Source organism: Rhizobacter sp. P2_H2 (genome assembly GCF_056403375.1).
The window spans coordinates 1-3678 of record NZ_JBFUFP010000540.1; the positions used below are offsets into that span (position 1 = coordinate 1).

Annotated in this window: 5 protein-coding genes; 2 read left to right on the plus strand and 3 right to left on the minus strand. The window is 66.6% G+C overall.

The window, feature by feature from the left end; genetic code table 11:
* The coding region (locus AC1D15_RS22020; protein ID WP_477827644.1) for a putative hydro-lyase at nucleotides 1–667 on the minus strand (667 nt) is incomplete at its 3' end.
* A gap of 125 nt (nucleotides 668–792) precedes the next feature.
* On the minus strand, nucleotides 793–1722 hold the full coding sequence (locus tag AC1D15_RS22025; protein WP_477827645.1) for a LysR family transcriptional regulator: 930 nt from the start codon (nucleotides 1720–1722) through the stop codon (nucleotides 793–795).
* A gap of 82 nt (nucleotides 1723–1804) precedes the next feature.
* Between AC1D15_RS22025 and AC1D15_RS22030 the strand changes: the two genes are divergently transcribed.
* Together AC1D15_RS22030 and AC1D15_RS22035 are read left to right on the plus strand one after the other, a co-directional pair.
* Nucleotides 1805–2257 carry a MarR family winged helix-turn-helix transcriptional regulator gene (locus AC1D15_RS22030; RefSeq protein ID WP_047506144.1) on the plus strand — a complete coding sequence of 151 codons (453 nt, stop codon included), beginning with the start codon at nucleotides 1805–1807 and terminating at the stop codon, nucleotides 2255–2257.
* A gap of 141 nt (nucleotides 2258–2398) precedes the next feature.
* The gene (locus tag AC1D15_RS22035; protein WP_477827646.1) at nucleotides 2399–3361 is read left to right on the plus strand and encodes an alpha/beta fold hydrolase; all 963 of its coding nucleotides are present in this window, start codon (nucleotides 2399–2401) and stop codon (nucleotides 3359–3361) included.
* 43 nt (nucleotides 3362–3404) lie between these two features.
* Here the strand turns inward: AC1D15_RS22035 and AC1D15_RS22040 are convergent.
* A partial coding sequence (locus tag AC1D15_RS22040) for a hypothetical protein (protein WP_477827647.1) occupies nucleotides 3405–3678 on the minus strand: 274 nt, incomplete at its 5' end.

The window sequence follows — 3678 nt, forward strand, 5'->3', positions numbered from 1 at the left end:
CCGGCAGCTCGTCGGGCATCACATCGACGGCATCGCCGTAGTCGGGGCGGGCGATGTCGGCGATGCCGATCAGCGCCGGGTCGCCCAGGTGCACCGGCGCACCGTGCACCGACGGGAAGCGCGACGTGACCTGCACCGCACGGATGGCGTCAGCAGCCTTCAGCGGGCGCATCGAGACCACCATCGGCCCGTGGAACGGCCCGGCCGGCACGGTGGCGATGCTGGTGCGGTACATCGCGACGTTGCGGTTCTGCGCGACGTGGCGCAGCGGCACGCCGGCATCCAGCAGCGCCTGCTCGAACGAGAACGAACAGCCGATCACGAAGCTCACCAGGTCGTCGCGCCACAGCGTGCCGATGTCGGTGACCTCGTCGACCAGCTCGCCGCGGCGCCACACGCGGTAGCGCGGCACGTCGCTGCGGATGTCGATGTCGTGGCCGAGCGTCGGAAGCATCGGGTCGCCCGGCTCGGAGACGGCCAGCACCGGGCACGGCTTCGGGTTGCGCTGGCAGAAACGCAGGAAGTCGTTCGCGAGCGCCTGCGGCAGGATCACCAGGTTGCCCTGCACGTGGTCGTCGGCCAGGCCGCTGGTGTGGCTGGCATGGCGGCCGGCGCGGATCTCGGCACGGGCTCGCGATGCGCTGGAAGACGTTTGTTCAGGCTTCATGACAAGACCCTGGCGGCAGATGGGTTTGCGGATGGAGCGGATTGTGTTGGCCTCGGGCACGCTGCCGCAAACAAGAAATTTTTCGCTCAGCTCATCGATTTTTTCGATGATCCAAGTTGGGGTTTTCACCCATTCTTGGTGCGCTTCTTCGGTGTCTTCGCACCGGTCTTCGGCACGCCGATGTAGTCGAACACGGCGTCGAGCACGTCGATCGCCACCGACGAGGTCGGGTCGTCGCGCCAGCTCGCATGCACCGGCAAGGGGAACAGCGGCACCTCGCAGGCCAGCGGCTTGATCGGCAGGCGCTCGGCGAGCCGCAACACGGCGGCCAGCGGCAGCGTCGCGACGCCGATGCCGCCCTCCACCAGCTGCACCATCGCCGAGATCGACGAGATCGCATGGACCCGCCGCGGCTCCAGCCCCGCCTCGCGGAACAGGTCGAGCAGCGCGACGTGCGGCTGCGAGCCGCGCTGGAAGGTCAGCAGCTCCAGCTGCGCCAGGTCGGCGAGCGTGTAGCGGCGCTTTCGGTGCAGGTCCTTGTGGCCGACGAACACCATCTCCATCGGCGGCAGTGCGCGGCTGCGCAGGTTCTCGCCCGAGGTCGGCAGCGCAGCGAAGGCCAGGTCGAGCGCGCCGCGCTGCACCTGGTCGACCAGCACCGGCGTGGTTTCGACCGTCAGCTCGAGCGCGAAATCGGGATTCGTGCTGCGCATGTGATGCACCCAGTCGATCAGCCAGGAGTGCAGCACCGACTCGATCACGCCGATGCGCAGCGAGACGGTGCGCTGCGCGCCACCGGCCCCGGCGCCCATCTCGGCCTTGATCTCGCGGTGCAGCGCGAGCAGCCGCTGCGCGTGCGTGAAGAAGCGCAGGCCGCCCACCGTCAGGCGGAACTGCTTGTCGCGCCGGTCGAGCAGCAGCACGCCCAGTTCTTCTTCGAGCGCGGCGATGCGGCTGGACATCGCCGACTGCGTGATGAACAGCTTCTCGGCGGCGCGCGACACGCTCTTCAGCGTGACGACCCAGTAGAAGGCTTCGACGAATCGGTGGTTCATGCGGGCATTGTGGGCACGGGTCCGATCGCTGGAGTTGATAAGTTGCTTGCAAATAGATTGCACGCTATGTATTATTCGCCCCATGGCACGCAACACCCCCTTCCCCCAGCAACTCGACCAACAGCTGTGCTTCGCGCTGTACTCGACGATGCTGGGCTTCAACAAGGTCTACCGCGACCTGCTGAAGGACCTGGGCCTGACCTACCCGCAGTACCTGGTGATGATGGTGCTGTGGGAGCGCGACGACCTGACCGTCGGCGAGATCAGCGAGCGGGTGTTCCTGGATTCGCCGACGCTGACGCCGCTGCTGAAGCGCCTGCAATCGTCCGGCCTGATCGACCGCACCCGCTCGGCCGTCGACGAACGCCAAGTGCTGGTCACGCTGACCGACGCCGGCCGCGCCCTCAAGGCCCGTTCGGCGCACCTGCCGCAGTGCATCGCCACCGCCGCCGACATGCCGGTGGCCGAGATCCTCGACCTGCGCGACCGCCTGCTGGCGTTGCGCGGCCGCATGTTCGGGCACGCAGCGGCCTGACGCGGCGCTCTGCTTCTCCCCTCCTCCTTCCTTCACCCTCGACGACCGATGCCATGACGCACGACACCAAGACCTGATTTTTACTTCGTACACGATCTTTTCGTAAGCGCAATACATCCTTTCTTCATCCAGGAGCCTCACATGAATGCATTCACCAAATCCCTGATCGCTCTCTCGGCCGTCGCCGCTTTTGCCGGCGCCGCGAACGCCGCGCAGAAGGCACCGGCTGCCGCCAAGCCGGCGGCAGTTGCCGCCCAGCCTGCGGGCAGCTACATCACCACGAAGGACGGCGTGCAGCTGTACTACAAGGACTGGGGCCCGCGCGATGGCCAGCCGGTGATCTTCAGCCACGGCTGGCCGCTCGATTCGGACAGCTGGGAATCGCAGATGCTGTTCCTGGCCGACCAGGGTTACCGCGTGATCGCCCATGACCGCCGCGGCCACGGCCGATCGAGCCAGCCCTGGGACGGCAACGACATGGACCACTACGCCGACGACCTGGCCGCGGTGATCGAGGCCGTCGACCTGAAGGGCAGGAAGGCGGTGCTGGTGGGCTTCTCGACCGGCGGCGGCGAGGTGGCGCGCTACATCGGCCGGCATGGCACCGGCAAGGTGGCGAAGGCGGTGCTGGTCTCGGCCGTGCCGCCGCAGATGGTCAAGGGCAAGGTCAACCCGAACGGCGTGCCGATCGAGGTGTTCGACGGCCTGCGCAAGGCGCAGATCGAGAACCGCTCGCAGCTCTACAAGGACGTCGCGAGCGGCCCGTTCTACGGCTTCAACCGCCCCGGCGCGAAGGTCTCGCAAGGCCTGATCGACAACTGGTGGCTGCAGGGCATGACGGGCGGCCACAAGAACACGCTGGACTCGATCAAGGCCTTCTCGGAGACCGACTTCACCGAGGACCTGAAGAAGTTCGACGTGCCGACGCTGGTGATCCACGGCGACGACGACCAGATCGTGCCGATCGACATCTCGGGCCGGGCGTCGGCGAAGCTGGTCAAGGGGGCGCAGCTGATCGTCTATGCGGGCGCGCCGCACGGGCTGACCGACACGCACAAGGAGCGGTTGAACCAGGATCTGCTGGCGTTCATTCGCAAGAACTGAGCGTTAGCGGGTGCCATCGGGGGATGACTCCGTCGATGGCACGTCACGGGGTGTCGGCCAGGAGGATGCTGCTGAGACTGCCTGTGTCGCCCAAGCAGAAGAAGTTGAACAGCGTGTCGTTCTCGATCTCGTAGACGAGCCTCGTTCGGCCGAGCCGGGGGGAATGGTTGATATCCGATCCGCCCTCGACTTGATCCGTTCGATGCGGAGGGCCCAGAACGCGCTCGATGTCACTGCGTCGTTGCCCAAGCGAGATACCGCGTTCTGTGGCCATCGGCCCCATGTCGATCTTCGGAGGAACACGAAGCGCACAGAGC

Coding starts and splice junctions, on each gene's coding strand:
- AC1D15_RS22025 (WP_477827645.1), bottom strand. CDS start 1,722: ATGAACCACCGATTCGTCGAAGCCTTCTACTGGGTCGTCACGCTGAAG.
- AC1D15_RS22030 (WP_047506144.1), top strand. CDS start 1,805: ATGGCACGCAACACCCCCTTCCCCCAGCAACTCGACCAACAGCTGTGC.
- AC1D15_RS22035 (WP_477827646.1), top strand. CDS start 2,399: ATGAATGCATTCACCAAATCCCTGATCGCTCTCTCGGCCGTCGCCGCT.